Origin of the sequence: Cupriavidus basilensis (assembly GCF_008801925.2) — a bacterium.
Taxonomy (GTDB): domain Bacteria; phylum Pseudomonadota; class Gammaproteobacteria; order Burkholderiales; family Burkholderiaceae; genus Cupriavidus; species Cupriavidus basilensis.
Window position 1 is genome coordinate 43367 of sequence record NZ_CP062803.1, and the last position, 17307, is coordinate 60673.

Here is a 17307-nt window from a genome sequence, read left to right on the forward strand (position 1 = left end):
GAGTACGGATCAAGCTCCGATGAGGACGTCAGAGTCGTCGCCAGCCACACTTCCGCATGAGTGGCACCGTGCGCAGTTGCGGTGACGAGGGAGCGACCTATTGATCCAACGAGACCGTTTGTACAATCATCTCGAACTCGGCGAGGAGATCAGGCTGTCTCTGGCGAAGGAAGGCGGAAATCGATTCGTTCTCCAGTAACTTCCCCAGGTACCCCTTGGCCAATACAAGATTGAGAACGTCCTGGCCATATGTCTGTTCGACGAGCTTATATTGTCCCTGCAGATTTCCCATCTCACGCTCCATCTTTCCCATCTGTTCTTGGGTAACACCAGTCAATTTCTTAGGCTTCTTGCCATTGATCAAAAGTGGAACTGGCGTTGCAACCAGCAGCGCCTCGGCATAGCCCACCGTGAGATTGTTCGCAGAGACCATGAGCTCGATGCACTCCACTTGTCTGGTAGGCTTCATCTTCCGAATTGCACGCGACAACTCTGGTGAGAATTGGCGATCCTTGAGTAGCTCAGTCGCCTCGGGGCAGATCCCATTGAGAAGGGTGATCTTCTTCTGGATATGAGAGACGTCGACGCTCAATGCTTTGGCCAGACGCTCTGGAGAGACGCCGCGGTCGATGGCGCGTCGAAGCATGAGGTGCTCTTGGATCGTGGACAGCCGATTGATGCGGTTGTTATACGTGTACATTTCGTCATCTGTAGCGACGAGGCAAGATGCCTCAACGTAACCCAGGTCGCGGAGTGCAATGAGTCTAATGTGGCCGTCGAGCAGGACATGTTGCCCTGACTGTTGGTTCGCGGCAGTTACCGTAAGGGGTTCAATGAGGCCGATCTCTTCTATCGAAGATTTGATTTGTTTGAATTTCCGAGAGATCCCTATCCCGTCAGGCGGTCTCCGAGATGGAAGGATGCAGACGACTGGGACGCTGAGTGGTTCCGGTATAAACCCAAGGGTGATGCCGCTCATGAAAGGCTCCCGCCGGGCCAGACCCGCTCGGACAGATATTTCGGCAAGGTGGCCAAGTCCTCGGCTCGAAGGAGATTCACAAAGTTCTCATCCACAAACAGCTGACGAAGCGCACCTATTACAAAAAGAAGGCGTTGCTGCGCGAATTCCGCTTTTCTTACAATCGCCTTTTGGCGCTCAACCTCGTTCTGATACGTGCGCACAAGGCTTGAGCTGGTGACATCGCTCATCTTGCGCGGCATCCTGTGCGCTGCTGATCTTCCCAGAGTCTGCCTCCGTTCGATGACGCGGCGGGCGTCCATCAACTGCTTTCCGCGGAGTTTTCCGGATTCATACGCCTCTTGTAGTGCCGCTTGGACGGCCTTGTCGTCGTCACCGGCGCCCACAATCGTCAGGGCGGCATTGAGCGGAATGCTTCCTTTCTCAACAGCTACAAGAAGGCGTTCTTCGCCCTGCTGCAACAGGGTGAGTATCCCCTGGACGTACTGCTGGGTAAGGCCGGTTTTCTCGGCGATGGTTTTTGGGGTGTACCCCTGGTCGTGCAGTTGTCTTATGCCAGACAGTAGCTCCAGGGACCTGCACTGGCGCCGCGCTATGTTCTCCGTAAGACTCATGAGAAACGCATCCTCGTCACTCACGTGAACAACAAGCGCAGGAATTGTTGTCTCCCCGAGTGAGCGGAATGCCTTGAGTCTCCCCTCGCCGCATACGAGCATGTATCGCTCATCTCCGTTTGCGCCCGCACGCGGTGTGACGGTGATGGGCTTCTTAAGTCCTATTAATTTGATGTTGCCGACTATCTCTTCGAAGACGCGGCCGTTTCGTTCCCGGGGATTGAGGACCTGGACCCGATCAATGGGGATCATCCGGACTTCACCGGGTTGTCGCTTCTCGATCATGCTGACCTCCGAACCTTCGCGCGAGCTGCCATTCCATACAAGTAATCAAGCGTGTCAAATCTGTAGCTCTCGAACTCAACCGGGTTCCGGTCGGCTAGGTTGATGCGCGGCCGACAGAAGTCGAGCCTCGGGAGCAAGTAGTAGTCCAAGGGGGCTGCGTTTGCATGATCCAATCTCACCGCGACTGTGATATCCGGCACTAAGCTTGTATCGAATCGCACCTTCCAGTGGCTATGCCCGTTCTCATGGGCTTGGCAGCGCGCCAGGACGAGCGAGGCACTGAATTCTCGGTTCACGGTGAGCATATCGGTCGCAGGGTCACGAGTCACCGCACCGCCGAGAGCGGCAATCTGTTCCTCCGTTTGTGCCACGATTTCGGGATGGAGGCGCCTGAGGAAGCGGTTCGTTTCCACATATCGATAGTCCCGATCTGGAGTAAATCCAACTGTTTGGTAGGCGCGAATGAGGCTGCCGAAGCGATACACATAGACAGAGGTGGATGGCATGCCTTCGGTCTCATCGATGACCAGGCCGGAAAGGAAGCCGCGGCTTCTGTAGAGAGACCGCAACCGTTCGATCAGCTCATCATCCGTGTAACGCCGGGCCCGTGCGCGCATAATTCCCTGGGCCGTGTAGAAGATGTCGCTGGGCACTATTGAGTCAAAGGCGTGTTCCTTTCGTATCCACATGTCTGGCGTGTTCGAGACCCGCATCTTCTTCAGCTTGAAGGAAACGCGGTTGTACACATTGTTGCCGATGTATTTCTCGTTCGTTAGTACCTCCCTAACAGTGGCACGGCTCCAGGCACGGCCAAGCTCGGTTTGGATCCGCATGCCGTTCAGTCGCGCGGCGATTTCATATTCGTTCAGTGCCTCATCAATGAACCAAGCGTAGATGAGATTGACCGTGCGGACCTCGCTGTCCGGGCCAGGCATCAGGATGACGCGGTCGGTCTGCAGGCTTTTGTGCTCTCCTCGTTCAAGAGGCCCTTTCATGATTCCGTGTTGGTCGACGAGTACTCGGCGGAGTCCGTATCCCGCAGGGCCGCCTTGTCTGAATCCGAGCTCGATCAATCGGCACTGGCCGGCGAAGACTTTGGCTGACAGCTCTCGACTGTACTCGCCCGCCATGGCGCGCTTGACGCCTTTGACTATCGTCGAAACGGGAGATCCATCGTTCTCGAACTGTTCCGCGCAATAGGCGACCTGAAGGCCGGCGCGCCGACAGATGTACTCGTAGTAGGCGCTTTCATCTGCATCCTGGAATCTCCCCCAACGGCTGACGTCGTACACCAGAATCACCTTGAAGTCGGCTGTGCCGGCCTCCACGTCGCGGATCAGGTCTTGAAGCGCTTGGCGCCCGTCGATCCGTAGGCCACTTTTTCCTTCGTCAGCATAGGTTCGAACAATCTCGAAACCTCGCCGGCTTGCATACTCCCGGATCTTGTCTCGCTGGTTCTCCGTTGAATACTGCTGATGCTCGGTCGACATGCGAACGTACTCGGCGGCCCGTAATCCCGCCGTTTGCGCCATCGCGCCCATGTGTTGGTTGTCCGTCTGCATGATCTTGACCCACCGCATTCAAATCGGGGCCTCGCTTCCCCCTGCAATGCTCCGATCTCCACTCGGGAGATCGCTGGGGGCGCGCACACAGACAAACTTAGCAGCTGTCGTGCTCCTGCGTGACACGTCATCTCTTTGCAATCGTGATCTGGTCTGCTCCCGGCCGCGCCAGGACTGTAATTCGGACTATCCACGAGTCCATCTTTGCAATCAGTCCGGAGGACGCGGGAGCGAGCGCGTAAAGGCCAGAGGGTACGGCTGTCAGGTTCCGCCACGCGTCCATCTTTGCAATGCGTCGCCTTACGTTTCGGCGCCGCTGCTGTTCTCGGTTTCGATCGCTGTAGGCTGGGTGTCGGATGCGATACAACCGCCAATAGTCCGCATGATCTGAGGCCCACACGCGCTGCGCCCGGGCTTGGTTCTCCCGGTAATCGGCGTCGGTGCGCAGCCGCTGTCGCTGCCATTCGCGACGCCGTTGCCGCTGGCACTCCGGGGACGGACAGAAGCGCTGGCCAGGCGTCTGAGGGCGAACTTCGAAAGGCAGTCCGCACGCTGGGCACTGCCGGATGGCTTTCATGCGCTTGCTCCCCACCGGCCGCGAACCGGAAGCGATGACGAGGGTCGCGAGCGTCTACCCCGCTCGGGCGCTGTTAGCTAACTAGATACTTAAAAAGTGCTCTAGAAGCTATCTAGTGATTCTGCGAGGTTCGGTACGCGTTGTCAGCTCGATCCCTACGAAAGGAACCAGGTCAGAAGGGCGTTCGTAGGGACGGGGGAAGTGCAATGGCGATGTCTGCGATGTGATTTTTGGGGCACCTGCACGACGGTCCAGCTAAATCAGGCTCGAGTTCACTGCAGTCCAGCCAATTCCGGTTCTTTTGCGCGGGACCCGTGCCGAAGAATCTTTTCAAGTGCTTGATTTACTTAGAGTCGTAGTCCAGCGATCTCCGGTTTCGCACACAGTTGACAGAGAAAGTGAAAATTTCGACAGGTTAGTGAAAATTCATTGACGCAGTTAGTGAAAATTTCCAAGGAGGGGCGTAGCGGCCGCTTATTTTCGAGAGCGCCCACAGATCCATCAACCGATGCACTCGACGTGGCGTGACAATGACCCTGCATTCGTATGACGGGGTTTTCGTCGCGTGCGGCGTGAGCGAGTGCCGCCGGGTCTTCCTCCACTGCCGGCGGATCTCCCGGCATATACTCGCCCGGATCCCGATCCAGGGGCAGGTCCGCGCCGAGGTAGTGGTACATCCAGTCTTCGGCGGTGGGGAAGACGTACCGCTCGCGCTGCTCGAACAACTGCGCTGAATGCCGGAATGGCAAGTAATGAAAGAGCGACGGATCGGCGCGCAGGCTGAATCGCAAGTTTCGACCGCCTAGCAGGCACCTCGCCAGCAGGGAACGTTCCAAAGGTTGCGATCGTCCGTCGTCAAAGCGCAATACGGTAGCGCCCCAGATGACCTCGTAGGCCGCGAGCCGGTCTAGCTCATCGGGAGCCGCCTTCACGAAGAAGGCCATCTCCTCGGACGTCTCTGCCTCGCGCAACTCGATACCTTGCACAAAGTCCGGATAGCCGGCGAGCGGAACATAGTCGTCATCGTCGTCGGTGGGTGGCGTAGCCACAGGGGTCGAGACGGGCAACTCTTTGAAGCGGTCGGCCGCCTCGGCGCAAAGGCTGCGGCGCAGGCTCTCCAGCAATGCGTCCATGTTTCCGCGATACGGCCGGGCAACGCCCAGCTCGTGATTGCCGCCACACCAGGCCTTGCGGGTGAAGTTTCCGCTGCCGAGATACACCAGCGCATCATTGCCCCGCGCCAGGATCAGAATTTTGGCGTGCAATTTGCGGCCGATGGCGTGATCTGCAATATCGTTTGACTGGTTTGCTTGCGCGATGCGTGCTAGCTCCTGATCAGAGATTTTCTTCGGGATGAGGAAGAGCCGTGTCGAGGTCGCGCCGTGAAAGTGGCGCTGGCAGAGGTATTCCGAGACCGTCTCGTCGGTGACGACATCGAGTCGTGTCAACTGCGGGAACGTGTCATGCACATCGTCGATCAACATGCGGCCTTCGATCGTCCTGTCGAAGAACGGAGATACGACAATGGCCCGTTCAGGCGGCGCGTGAATGCCGAATGTCTCGCTCCACCGCTGCGCGAGCGACGCGAGAGCGTGCTGCGCGTCATAGCCCTGGTGGATCAACGTGGCGCGGCCGGTGTCGGGAAGATCCTTCCAGCGGCTAAGGCGCCGGTCGACTTCCTCCAGGGCTGCAGCGAGCGAAGTGGAGTCGAACGACGCGTAGCCCTTTCGCAGGACACCCAGGAATTCGGCCAGCAGCGCTCGATCGTCGGTTTCCTTGTCGGTCCAGCAGAAGGTGTCGAACACCTCGCGATTGGAAAAAAGTCCAGATCGCGTCAGATTCATCGAACCGAGTGCCAGGTGGACGCAGGACCTGGTCACCACAAGATATGCCTTCGGGTGATGGCAGGTATACGCCGGCATCCGTACCGGCAGCAATTCCATGAAGTGCGGCAATCGCAAATCGGCGCGGGTTTTGCGCGCATCGTAGATCATGACGGGCACGGTCTGGGCGATCCGCGCCAGATGCGTCATGCGTGGCTCGAACTGCTTGCCAAGCGGCTGTAGTGCACTCAGGTTCAGTACCTGCTCGTCGTCGAACTCGTAGCTCAGCACGACGATAGGTGTCCCTAAGTAACGGGAAGAAACCAGTGTAGTGTTGCTCTCCCTTCGCCTTGTCCGGCATGTCATCGAATTTCAGGGGCGCTTCCCAGAGTTGCGCCGTCCGCGGGTTCCTGGCACACCAGTCACCGATGACTGCCTTCCACGTTTTTTGTTCTCGGGATGAACTGGGGGCGGTGATACCAAAATCCTTTCCGAATGTCTCCATCTCGTCTTGAGCGATGGTCGCCGCGTTGGTCCAGCGCGTCAATGCGTCACGGAGCGGAGCGGTCGGACGTCGGGAGGAGAAGCCGTCCGCCAGCGCGGTGCCATGTGGCAGCAGGCGTCTGCCGGTCTTGTCGACAAGCCCCCAGCTGACTGCGGCGCTGGTGTAGTGACCGAGCGTGCCATACGAGAGTCGCTGATAGATGGAATGCCGCTTTGGAATCGCCGAAAGCTGTATGTCGCCCTCACAAAGCTCTTTGTACTTGGTGATATTGATCACCGGATCGTCCACTTTCGCGTTTGCGATGCCCCAGAAGAGCTCCAGCACACGGAACCGCCGGGCGAAATCCGCAGTGTCGCCATGTCCCTCTTCGGCAAGGACCTGGAGGAAGCAACATAGCGCGCTGAGGTACGACGGGCGCAACGTCAGGACCGTGAACTGTGGAAACAGCAGGTCTTGCAACGTGCCGGCGGGACGGCGAAAACCCAATGGATCGGTGGCCTGTGCCGCCCGATCCAATACGACGTATTCCGTGAACTTCATGGACTCAGATTCCTGCCGCGATTGTTTGTATTTGGCTCGGCGAGTTTGCCAACCGACTGCCTCACCCGTCGTCCGGCTCGCGCCATCCTTTGGTAGGGTATTGCACCTCAAACGACCGGAGGAAGCGCGAACGTCGATCTAACGGACGAAATTGCGCCAACCTTTAGCGCTTTATTTTAGTGCTTTGTACCTGAGCGAGTTGTGGGCGTTGACCATGGTCATACCCCCAGCACAGCATCTGCGCATTTCGTGCGCGGATCCGCTACGATAGCGCCTCCCGACAACAATTAAACAACGGTTCCAGATGGTGACTTCGGCAAAGTGGCCCCGCCTCGAAAGTGACATCCTCTCCTGCATGCCATCGGCGGCCGAAGCGCCGATTTTGTCTGGCGACCTGATAGACAACCTGCAGAAGCTCTACCGGCACGATCCGCCCAAGCGCGACACCATCCTGCGTGCGCTGGAGCGCATGGAGATTGACGCGCTGGTGGCTAAGTCCGGTCGCTCGCGCGACCGGGTATGGTGGCGCACGGGCAAGAGGGCGCCTTCTGAGACGGCCCGCCGCCCGCCGTTGGAACTCGCCATTGCGCTGCTGACGCTGCAACGGCATGCCCCAAATCACTTGCCCAGCCACGTCATCGGTGAACTCGAAGCGTATTTCGCCGGTGCGACAAGGGTTTTGCAGGAAAGCCCCATAGACCGGGCGCTCGTTGACGCCCGCGCCTGGGCGACCAAGACGGTGCGTATCGATGCGGGCTATCCGCTGCGCTCGCCACCGATCCGCGAGGAGATCCTGAATGCCATCCGTCGCGCACTGTATGCCACCAGGGTGCTGACGGTGTGCTATCGCAATTCCCGGCTCGACAGCGAGGCTCCGGCCGAATTCGCGGTCGTGCCGCTTGCGCTGGTCGAGCGTGGCCCGGTGCTCTACCTGGTTGCCAGCCGCCTTAGCAGCGACGGGAGCTTCAAACGCTACCAGCTGCGGCTGGACCGCTTTGTGTCTGCCATTTGCACGGAAGTGCCGGGTGAACCAGATCCGGATTTTGATCTGGACGCCTACGTCCGCCACAACCAGTTCTTCTCTTTCTTTCCCGAGGCGCCGGTGCGCATCGAGCTGCGAGTCAGGGAGGATGGCAGCATCAGGAACCTGTTTCGCGAACAGAAGCTGGCCGACGATCAGGAGATCGTCGAGGAAGAGGGTGGCTTTCGTCTGGCCGCCACGGTCATTCCTTCCATTGAGCTGCGCAACCTGCTGATGGAGCGTTCGGCACGCGTGGAAATACTGTCGCCTGCCAGCTTGCGCAAGGAAATCGCCGAGAATCTCAGGCAGGCCTATGCTGCCTATGCGGACAGCGCCGGTACGGCCTGACCTGCACCGGGCGGGCGCTTAGAGGGCGGGCACGTCAGTGGCCGGCCACGGATAGGCGATGGCGATGTCGGCGCTCAGGTCGAGCGAGCCGGAGTTTCTGCGAAACGCGCGGATACGCTGGAGCAGGTGCGGATTGAAGGAATCCACGTGGTCCATCACGTGCGTCTGCGCGGCGACCAGGAGCCGGGCGGGCGTGGCGTAGGAGCGGTTGACCGCCGTCCACAGCACGGACATGATGCGCCTGGATAGTGCCTCGCGATTCGGCTCCTGCTCCCGGGTCAGGATGCAAAGCGCATTCATGGCCGCCAGTTCATGGAAGCCAGAACGCTTGCCCGCGTCCGCCGCAAAGAGCGGCTCGATTGCCGTGCGCGCCATGATGCTCAGCGCCGCGGCGAGGCTGCGTTCACCCGCCAGCACCCAGCACCCCACGCGGTCCACAGGCAGATGCTGCGTCGACCCGAGCACCACGGCAATCTCGCTGGTGCCGCGTCGGTGCGCCCGCCGCATGGCATCTACCGGCCCCATCGCATTCCAGCGCGCGCCGCCGAACACGCCGCTCAGGCGTGTCGCGTCGACCAGATGGATGATGAGATCGGGGCGCGGCCTTGCTTGCTCGTCCACGGTCCATTCGAGCCTGCCTTCCAACGACGGCAGATCCGGCAACAGCCCTGCTGCCTCCTGTTCCGAGAAGCCCCAGCGGCGCAGCAGCACGCGCTGCGATTTAGCCTGCGATTTGGTGACGATGGTCGCGAGCGTGGATCCGGGAATCGTGATGACTTGCATGGCTTGCCCTCCTGGCTGCTGAGTCTGCTGAGGAGTGCAGTGTCGCAACGCATCTGCGCATTCGATGCGCAGATATGCCATCAGTATTCATCGTGTTCCAAACCACGACCAGAAAGGAGAACAGGATGAGCCGGCAAACCTTGAGAGACGCGCATGCCCACGTCATTGGCTATATCGATACAGACGCACGCGGCGTCCAGACTGCGCGCGACAGCCACCTGCATCTGCTTGGGCGCTACGAGCCGCAGCACGACGTTACGCGCGACGCGCACGCCAGGCTGGTGGGCAGCGGGAACCAGCTCGCGGCGCTGATCGCCGGCGCGGCCGGGCGCTAAGGATAGCGCCATGTGGATGCCATCCCATGCGGGATTTGCCCGCATCTTTGCCGCGCCGCCGCCGCAAGGCCACTACTTCAGCCAGCGCTTGCATCCCAATCCGGCGTTCTACAAGTACACATGGCGCGTCTGGACGCCGGAGTGCGAGTGGGAAGGGCATGCGTTCTTCGAATGCGTGCCGGTGCTGAGCACGGCACGTTTCATGGCAATGCGCGACAGCCTTAAGGCTGCCGGCGTGCACCATTTTGTCTACAACACCGCTCGGCCGCGCCTGGGTGCTACGCCGTTCGACCGCAGCCACCCCAGGTGGGCAGGCGTGCGATTTGCGCCGGCGCTGGAGGACGACATGGACCCGCCGTGGAACGGGCACCGGTGATCGCGCCGGCCCGCGACTGGATCGCAGGCTGGCTTGCGATCAATATCAATATCAATAGCCATCCATGAACAGGACCATCTCTACCATGCGCGCCGTCCACTTGATGCCATCGGACGGGCGCTTGCGATTGAGTTCGTCGCGGATCTCCCGCACCAGGGCGCTACCTGCGAAAACGCTGGGCCATCTCCGGTAGCCGTCGGGCCAGCGCAGTGCATAGTTGACTTCGTGCCGGGTGCCGCCGCGCCCGGCCACGCGACCGATATCGGCCAGGTACGGCGGGATCTCCTCGTGCCCGCTCGCGACCAGCAGCGCGTCCATGCGGCGGATCAGCGAGTGGGCGACGCGGCTGTCCCAGATGACCAGTTGCCCGTCGTCTGACAGATGCGCCGTGGCGAACGCGGCTACCTTGGTCCAGCCGCTATTCATCAGTGCGCCGTCAAGTTCCTGCCCGGTGAGCGCCGACCGGAACACCAGTTCGATGGTGTTCTCGGGGAACTGGCGTTGCGGGACGCCGCCCCAGACGAACACTTCCTCGGCAAAAACAGCGGCCCGCTTCCGTTCGGCGTCGGTCCAGCGCCCGGCCGTTTCGGCCAGTTCTGCTGCGGTACGCAGCAGAGGCGCTAGGCGCTCACGGGTGGCATCGAGGTGCACGGACGGCTTGGGCCAGAAGTAGCCTTGCAGCCTTTGAGCCCAGCCCGAGAGCGGCTCGCCGAAGTCCCTGCCGCGATACATCGGCTGGTGGGGCTCGGTGTCGATCCAGTCGACGAGACGTCTGACGAGGTCCCCACGGTTTTCGATCGGGCCGGTGGGTGCCGGGCCGTCGCGCGTTTCGCACGGTTCGGTCAGGGGTTCGGCAAGCAACTGCTGAATGCCCGCGACGTTGAGTTCGATATCGCCTTCAATGAGGGCTTCGATGGGATCGATGCGGACCGGGTTCGCGACGATCTTGCCCAGCAGATTGCGTGCGTGCTCGGTCAGCATCGCTCCGTTGAGCGGGGCACCGTTCGCCCGTTCCACCATAGCCGCTTCCAGCAAATGCGCATTTGCCTCCATCAGCGGTGGCGTCGCCTGCATCCCGTTTCGATACGGCGGCGTGACCAGCATGCGGCACAGCACATCGAGAGAAAAACGCCTTCCTTCGGCCAGTTGCGCAGCGAGTCCGCAACCCACATTCCGTCGCGGCATAGCTGCCGTCGCCGGATCCAGCGCCGGCCCAAACCTTTCAAACCAGACCCACCACCCGGCAAGAAACACTTCATCCGGGATCTGCTGCCCGTTTGCATGCGGAAACGTGAACATGATCTTCTTCTCTTCTTCTTTTCTTATGTACGTATGAATAACAACGCGGAAAACCCCAATCCCGCGCTCCCTCTCACAAGCTACAGCCGCCTATACAACAATTCTGCTGCTCGTTCAGATATCACCAGCACCAGCTTCATCGTCGCCCGAGTAGCACCCACGAACAGCCGCCGGAGTTCCTTATCACTCAGCGTCTCGAAGTCGATCTCGGCGAACACGATGGCCGGCGCGGATTGCCCCTTGAAGCGGAACACCGATTCCGTCAGCACGTCGCCCTCCGAATACACCGGCTGGCCCAACTCGTCATAGCTGCCGGTGAAGGAACGCAGCCGGTTCTGCCCAAGCCGGTCATAGCAGAGCAGCCGCGAATTCTCGCGGCCGCGGTAGCTCAGCAGCACCACGTCTTCCGAACGGAAGCCATCCGAATAGCACTGACGCAGTCCATCCTTTACGCAGTCCAGCAGCGCGTCGTCCTTGTAGACCAGGAACTCCACCTCGCTACCGGAGATCGGCGCTGTCGCCTCGATCTCCACATCCGGCGGCAGCAGCGCCTGCAGTAGCCTGACCACTGGCCGCGGGCTGCGGAAGTTGCTGCGCGCGCGCAGTCGCACCCAGCCCGACAGGTCCGCCGGCGGGTGGCCATACAGGTTCTGCATGGGATCCTCCAGCCAGGTCAAGCGCGCGCCCGGCGCTGCGTGCCGCAGCGCCATGTCGCGCCAGTCCGGCGCGAAGTCCTGCCCCTCGTCCACGATCACTGTGTCGAACAGGAAGCCGTCCGGCACAGGAAGCTGCCCGGCGTCCGCCACCAGCCGCGCGAAGGCCTCCGGCGCAGTGAAATCCGGCACGCTGCCGTGATGCCTGAGCAACAAGTCGCACAGCATGTGGAACGTACAGGCCAGCCCGCCCGCCGGGGCGATGCGCGCGAAGTGATCGGCCAGCGGCCGGTTGTAGCAGAGATAGAGCGGACGCTTGCCGCGCGCGATTGCATCGCGGTACTCCGCCAGCGCCAGCTGCGTCTTGCCCGATCCGGCCGTGCCAGTCACGCGCAGCCGGAACGGCTCCATGTCAAGCTGGCGCGCCCAATGCGACAAGCCGTCCGATACGCGCGTCACCAGCGTGCGCGCCTGGCCGATCAACGCGCTTACATCGGTCTCCAGCTGGATCGTGTCGCACAGGAAACGATGGATTCGGTCCGCGACAGCCTCCACTTCGCCCACCGGCAGGATCGACTGGATGATATGGCAGAGCTGCGCGCGCCGCCCCGCATCCACGATGCGCTCCGGCAGCAAGCCCGCCGTCACCGGATTGCGTACGGTGTAATCCGGGCAATACAGCAGATGCTCGATGAACACCGTTTGCCCGTTCAGGCCGCGCATGAGCTTGTCGCGCAAGCCATCGGCCGTGCGGCCCATCTGTACCGAAACGACCCGCGACCGGGTACCGTAGTGCTTGACCAGGCCGTCGGCGGTCTCCTGAAGATAGCCGCTCTTCTGCTCGATGAGGAGCAGCTGGCCCGCGCGGTTCACCACGACGAAATCGATTTCGCCGTAGATCGCATGCACGTGCGCCACATTGGTCCAGTGCACCGAATGATAGACCGTGTAGCCGTCGGGCAGCCCGGCGGCAAGCACTGAGAGCGTCTCGAGCTCGCGCTGGAGCGGACCGCTCGCGTCCATCGTTTCCCAGCCGTCTGGAATCACGCGTGCCACTGGATGTCTCCCTTGAGTTAAAAGCACACGAGAATACAACAACGCTGATGACAGTACTGGCCTGCGCTCACCTCAGGCGATCTATGGCAACGGACAATCCAGCCCGGCCCGCATCCAGCGCGCGCTCGCTGTCGGCCAGCCGGCTCTCACTGTCGCGTAGCGCCTGCCGCCCGACAATCGCGTCGCGCAGCGGGCCAATGCTCGCCAGGGTGTCCCGGTAGCCTTGCTCGATCCAACTGGGTATGCTGGCGGCATCGAAGCCGAGCAGGTCGGCCGCGCCGCCGAACGGGCCACCATGCCGCCCGATGCGCGATTGTGGCCGGATCTCCAGGATCGTGGCATCGGGGAAGTCGTGGCGGCTCCACAGGGACCCATCGGAGAGATGGGTGACAATGACCAGGTTGCAGCCCGCCCGCAGCAGCGGGGCGATAGGGGTATTACCCTGTACCTTTTGCCAGCCGCCCTGGCCACCGTCCGAGTAGCGCCGGCCATTGACCTCGCCCGGCGCAAAAAGCAGCGGTATCGCGGCGGAGGCCATCAGCGCTGTGCGCTGCTGAGCAGGTTCCAGACCTTGCACGTGCACAAACTCCGAATCCGGCGTATCGGCGAGCCCGAGCTCGGCAGCGGCCACGCGCAGGAGGTCCTGGGCGGCGCCATCGCTGCGGAACAACGAAACATGAAGTGGCAAGCCGCGCTTCAAGTCCTCCAGTTGCAGGAAGCGGTCCATCATTTGCCGCAGTGGCGCGTTCGACAGCAGCGCAAAGTCACGCATGGCAGGCGACAGCGATAGTCTCAGTCCGGCCTGGCGGGCCAGCCCCGCTAGCTTATCGATGGTCCCCATCGCTTGCAGATGCAGCCCGCCGGATACCAGTAAGCCTAGATACGCGGGAAAATTGGGTGCCAGCGGTGACGAAACCTGCAGCGCGGCCCAAAGTTCGTCGAGGCGGTCGACTCCCGCCGCGAAGGATGGCGCCGCTGCCAGCACCGCACCATTTAGCGCACCGATACTGGCGCCTGCAACCATATCCACCTGCGTGCTGGTTTCGCGCAGTGCCTTGACCACTCCAACCTGATAGGCTCCCTTGGCACCGCCACCTGACAGTACCAGGCCCACTTTCATCTGCGTCATCGCTCTTCCTTCAGGCGTCTGCAAAGATTTCGACGGCCAGCGCTTCCGTCAACCGCCCGGCTGAACTGAGCCTGGGAACAGCCAGCGGCAGCACTTCCGGGCGCTGCGCGGCTGCGAACGCGAACGGTGCCGCTTCGGCATTCGCCCAGTCGCTGAGGTAGGCAAGCGCCTCCAACGAGGCCGCATCAGGCCTGGCCGCCGGCGCGAGCCAGCGGCGCGTATCGAGCCGCGTCGATGCCTCGCAGCCCGCATCCTCCTTCATCTGGCCAATCGAGCGGTTCACCACGCTCTCGATCACGCCGGAGCGCTCGTGGCGCGAAAGACTGCGGCAGTAGTCGCCAAAGACGCCCCAGCGCAACTCTTCCATCGCGACATAGCACCGGCCGTAGATGGCAAAGGCGCCGAAGCGCCCGGCACGCCAGCGATTGAAGATGAGCTCCACGTGATTACCCGCACGCTGCTTCAGGTCGATGCGGGCGAGATCCTGGGCAAGGCTACCTACCCGCTCGCCGACGCTCCGCGACAGGGCCTCCAGTTGCTCGCGCGTGTCCGCAGAATAGTTGGCGAGCAGCGTAACGTCCCCCTGCAGCGCGAGGATTCGCTCGTTCACGCGAGTGATGGCGAGATTGCTGCGCGCCTGCGCCTGCGTCAGCTCGGTCAGCCACCTGAGCGCACCATCAATGCCCTTGTTCACATTGCTGTTGATCTCCCCCTGCCGGCGTGCTGCCGCGCCGTTGAGCGTGTCATACATGCGCGCGAAGAATCCTCCGCGTTCCCCTTGCCGACGCAGATGATCGCGGTTGACATGGATACCGTTGGCCAGGTCAACCACGAACTTCTCGGGCAGGCTGGTCAGCACTTGGAGTAGTTCGGGTGCGATGCCGATGTCTGCCTGTGTCATGCGGGCAGCTCCTCGCCGCTGTCGATCCGGTCCACGTCGCCTTTGAGTTCCTGGCTGTCGCTGATGAGCGGCGGCAGAACCTTCTTCAGGTTTGCGAACTGCTGGATTAGCGCTTCCTGCTCGGCCTTGCTGCGCTCTCGATCACGAATGCTCTGCATCAGGTCGCTGCGGATATGCTCGACCTCGAGCTTCAGCGCATCGAAGAACTGAGCGATGCCTTCCTCGATCGGCGCTTTGATGTTGGCGTCGATCTCCTTGCCAAGAGCGGAGAATGCCTTGTCGATCTCCTTCGTGACCGCCTTCTTCACCTCCTCCACGTCGATGACGAAGCGGGTCACGTCATAGCTGTAGGTCTCCCATCCGAGATCCGTTGTATTGAACCAACTGCACACCTTTCCCCACGTGCCGGTCTGGCGGCGATGGCCAGTCCGGCTTACGGTCTCTGCGCCCACCATGTCGCCAACCATCTGTTTCGCGGAGACCTTGAGCGCAAGCTTGGTGGCGCCTGGCATGTGGAAATGGACATTGAAGCCGTCTTCCCCCATGCGGCCCTTGACGTCCGAAATGATCTTCCTGGCATCTTCGAAAATTTCACTGACGAACCGGCCTTCGAAGTCCGTGATAAGTTTGCCCAACGTCTGTGCAATACTCAGCTCAGCCTTCTGCACCACTTCCTGGATGGAATGCTGCATCTTGTCGAGCGTTTCCTTTGCGACATCCTTGTCGTCGAAACGCAGCGGGGCGGACGGATCGAAGTCGAGATCTGCATCTGTCTTACTGTTGTCCCCAAAGAGGATGCCAAGGAACCCGACTTTTCGACTCTCCTCTGTCTTGTCGCTACCGTGAGCGGCGCTACGTTTCCCCGTCCGGCCTAGTTTTGCCTTAGCTGCCTCGGCCTCGATGCGTTTTCCGTTTTTGAAATACGCATCGAGCACAGCGACGGCATCCACCTTGACCTTCTTCGACACAGCACCACATTCGCGGCCCAGCGCCTCCAGGGCATTCGCAGCCTGAGCCTTTTTCGTCTTCTCGATTTCTTCGATCCGTGCCACGTCGTCGAGCAATGCCTTGATCAGCTTGCGTAGCTCGTTTGCCTCCCGACCCAGGGCAGTCTCACGGGTATTGAGGAAGTTCTCGAGTTTCTCTGTCATGCCAATCAACTTATCGACTGCCGCCTGCACTGCCATGATCGCGGCCCGTCCGTGGGCCGAGCGAATCACCCTTTCCAACGGCAGATCGAATCCGGAGTCCTCCCAGAGCGTTTTTGCGCCGCCGCGGACCTCCTCCATGTCGCCAATCTGGCGCTCCCAGCGGCGGCCCAACGCTTCCTCGGCGAAGTCCTTGACCCAGGGATGCTGCGCGTAGTCCGGAAGCCGGTTATTCCGCGCCAGCTCATGCCGCGCCCGATTGGCGAGATAGCCCCAGCGAGAAGACACCGGGAATACCGTTTCGGGCTTCACTTGGCCCTTCATGAGATCCCCGGCAACGTAGGACATCACCTTTTCGCGGCTGTCGCTGTTGCGGTCTGTCTGGTCGAACTTGTTCACCAGCGTGAAAACGCGGCCCCGCGAGAGTTCGGCGATCTGCTCGATTTCGCCACGCAATTCGGCGTCTGCATTCGACTTGAGCTGCGTGTAGTCGAGCACAAGCAGCACCGCGGAGGCGCGGCTTAGCTGTTCCTGGAGCATCTTGCGCAGATGCGGCTGGTCGGCTTCGTTGGGGCCGGGTGTATCGAGTAGCGTCAGGCGGCCCTTCGTGTTCCCTGTCTTGTCAATATGGGCGAACTCGACCTCGATGACCGGCAGCTCGTCGATATTGCTGTAGGACGCGAACGGGAAATCTACGCCGAGGGTCCGCGACAGGCGGACCAGGTCGTTCAACCCCTTGAGGAGACCGAAGATAGCCTCCGGCCCCTGGAAGTGCGCGCCGAATGCGCCGCGGGCCTCGATCAGACCCAGCAGTTCGGCCATGTCGTCGTCCTGGCCCAGCTTGGCGGCGTGCTCCCGGTTTTCCGGCCGACCGATCGCCTCGCGTAGTTCTTCCAGTAGTTGCTGGACGGGCGCGCGGTTCTCGAACTTGAGCACCGGCTCCGCCTGACCTGGTGTGTGGCGGATCAGCGTCGGCAACGCTGTCATCGGTCGGTTGCGGTTGGGCAGCACCTCGGTGCCGACGATCGCGTTGATCGTAGTCGACTTGCCTGCCTTCATCGTCCCTACCACAGCGAGCACCAGCTCGAGTCCCGCAAGCTTGGTTCTTTCGCCCTCGAGCATCGCAATGAGCTCGGGTGTCGAGGTCTGGTCGAAATACTGCTGCTCGCCTTTCTGGGCGACGGCGACAACACCAGGCTCGGCCATCATCTTGTTCAGCAGATCGAGCTTTACTTTGAGCAGGCGTTCGGCTTCCTGGCCCAGCAGTTCAATATTGTTCTCGTGCATGTATCCGGAATCTGGAGAGGATCGGCATTCCGCCGTGGTTGAACAGCCCCCCCGCAGCGTTGGCTTATCGCAGGAAGGATCGTGCG

At 61.1% G+C, this 17307-nt stretch carries 13 protein-coding genes; 3 read left to right on the plus strand and 10 right to left on the minus strand.

What is annotated here, in order from left to right; genetic code table 11:
* Positions 1-97: 97 nt before the first annotated feature.
* The 4 genes from F7R26_RS00150 to F7R26_RS00165 all read right to left on the minus strand — a co-directional run bounded on the left by F7R26_RS00150 (position 98) and on the right by F7R26_RS00165 (position 6131).
* Complete coding sequence (locus F7R26_RS00150; RefSeq protein WP_150985353.1) at positions 98-979, minus strand: plasmid partitioning protein RepB C-terminal domain-containing protein; 882 nt, start codon at positions 977-979, stop codon at positions 98-100.
* Complete coding sequence (locus F7R26_RS00155; RefSeq protein WP_150985354.1) at positions 976-1878, minus strand: ParB/RepB/Spo0J family partition protein; 903 nt, start codon at positions 1876-1878, stop codon at positions 976-978. Before F7R26_RS00155 ends, F7R26_RS00150 begins: the two co-directional genes overlap by 4 nt.
* Positions 1875-3440, minus strand: coding sequence for a recombinase family protein (locus tag F7R26_RS00160; protein WP_045242505.1), 1566 nt, complete (start codon positions 3438-3440; stop codon positions 1875-1877). The genes F7R26_RS00155 and F7R26_RS00160 overlap by 4 nt, the downstream gene beginning before the upstream one ends.
* A 924-nt stretch (positions 3441-4364) precedes the next feature.
* Positions 4365-6131: a phospholipase D-like domain-containing protein gene (locus F7R26_RS00165; RefSeq protein WP_150985356.1), complete on the minus strand. Its 1767-nt coding sequence runs from the start codon at positions 6129-6131 to the stop codon at positions 4365-4367.
* 1058 nt (positions 6132-7189) lie between these two features.
* Here F7R26_RS00165 and F7R26_RS00175 point away from each other — a divergent pair.
* Complete coding sequence (locus F7R26_RS00175) at positions 7190-8254, plus strand: helix-turn-helix transcriptional regulator (protein WP_150985358.1); 1065 nt, start codon at positions 7190-7192, stop codon at positions 8252-8254.
* Between the two features lie 18 nt (positions 8255-8272).
* Here F7R26_RS00175 and F7R26_RS00180 read toward each other — a convergent pair whose 3' ends face one another.
* Entirely contained in the window at positions 8273-9037 is a 765-nt protein-coding gene (locus F7R26_RS00180; protein WP_150985359.1) for a hypothetical protein, read from the minus strand.
* Between the two features lie 125 nt (positions 9038-9162).
* Between F7R26_RS00180 and F7R26_RS00185 the strand changes: the two genes are divergently transcribed.
* Positions 9163-9372, plus strand: a complete 210-nt coding sequence (locus F7R26_RS00185; protein WP_150985360.1) for a hypothetical protein — start codon at positions 9163-9165, stop codon at positions 9370-9372.
* Positions 9373-9382: 10 nt separating this feature from the next.
* Entirely contained in the window at positions 9383-9748 is a 366-nt protein-coding gene (locus F7R26_RS00190) for a hypothetical protein (RefSeq protein WP_150985361.1), read from the plus strand.
* Positions 9749-9799: 51 nt separating this feature from the next.
* Here F7R26_RS00190 and F7R26_RS00195 read toward each other — a convergent pair whose 3' ends face one another.
* The 5 genes from F7R26_RS00195 to F7R26_RS00215 form a co-directional block, all read right to left on the minus strand.
* On the minus strand, positions 9800-11047 hold the full coding sequence (locus tag F7R26_RS00195) for a hypothetical protein (protein WP_150985362.1): 1248 nt from the start codon (positions 11045-11047) through the stop codon (positions 9800-9802).
* Positions 11048-11127: 80 nt separating this feature from the next.
* Entirely contained in the window at positions 11128-12756 is a 1629-nt protein-coding gene (locus tag F7R26_RS00200) for an ATP-binding domain-containing protein (protein ID WP_150985363.1), read from the minus strand.
* A gap of 67 nt (positions 12757-12823) precedes the next feature.
* Positions 12824-13909: a patatin-like phospholipase family protein gene (locus tag F7R26_RS00205; RefSeq protein WP_241754383.1), complete on the minus strand. Its 1086-nt coding sequence runs from the start codon at positions 13907-13909 to the stop codon at positions 12824-12826.
* A complete protein-coding gene (locus F7R26_RS00210) occupies positions 13896-14744 on the minus strand; it encodes a diguanylate cyclase regulator RdcB family protein (protein WP_170301832.1) in 849 nt (282 codons plus the stop codon). The genes F7R26_RS00205 and F7R26_RS00210 overlap by 14 nt, the downstream gene beginning before the upstream one ends.
* Before the next feature lie 38 nt (positions 14745-14782).
* Positions 14783-17221, minus strand: a complete 2439-nt coding sequence (locus F7R26_RS00215; protein WP_170301833.1) for a dynamin family protein — start codon at positions 17219-17221, stop codon at positions 14783-14785.
* Positions 17222-17307 lie beyond the last annotated feature (86 nt).